1 protein-coding gene is annotated in these 813 nt (G+C 47.1%); it reads left to right on the top strand.

Going from position 1 to position 813, the window contains the following annotated elements:
- On the top strand, positions 1-542 hold a 542-nt coding region (locus A3750_RS22230; protein ID WP_197475241.1), incomplete at its 5' end, for a TonB-dependent receptor.
- Positions 543-813 lie beyond the last annotated feature (271 nt).

Here is an 813-nt window from a genome sequence, read left to right as displayed (position 1 = left end):
CTTTGGAGGCGACCCTCTTTGCCAACCAATGGAAAGACGGAATTGTGCTTGTGCCAACGACGCCGCCGCTCAATCAATATGTCAATACTGGGCGCAATGAATCTTATGGCGTTGAATTTGTCGCGCGACGCCAAATTGATCAGCTTAGGCTCGAAGGCGTGGCGAGCTTTGTGGATAGTACCAACAAAGAAGCAGATACCGACTATGTGGCGTTTCCTTCATGGATATTAAATTTGGAAGGCGGATATCGCTTTGTGGATGCGGATCTGGAGCTGATTTTAAAGCAACGTATCATGCTCGACTACGCAGAGGGCGATTACTTGGGTGCCGCAAAGCCTGACAGTGCAGACGATTACTATCGAACAGATTTGAGTTTGGTTAAAGGGCTTGATTTCTTTGGCATGAGTGGAGATCACTCTGCGTTTTTGCAGGTCTACAATCTATTTGATCAGGACAATGTTATTCCGTCTCTATATAACTCGGAAGGAGGCTTGTCGGATCGGGGCATCGGCCTTGATGTTGGGTTGAGCTTCGAGTGGTGAAGCGAGTCAAATAATCGGTCGAAATATCATTGCGGGCATGCTTTTTTCTACAGGTCGGTTGATGTAGTCTTACCTCCAAAGGACAAAAGAGACAGGGAAATCCGTACCTAGGCCTGTTTGTCTTTCGCGCAAATCCCAAGGATAAGGAATTACCGCAATGCCGCTTCAATGCTTATTCAAAAGAGCATGCATCCTCTTTGTTGTCAGCCTTTCTTCCGGGTGTGCGGTTACTTCTGTTTTTAATCCCTACCCCAGTCAGGCACAAGAGTAT

Source organism: Oleiphilus sp. HI0079, from assembly GCF_001635105.1.
Note: the sequence above shows the minus strand (reverse complement) of the source record. Positions and strands in the feature narration are given on the sequence as shown.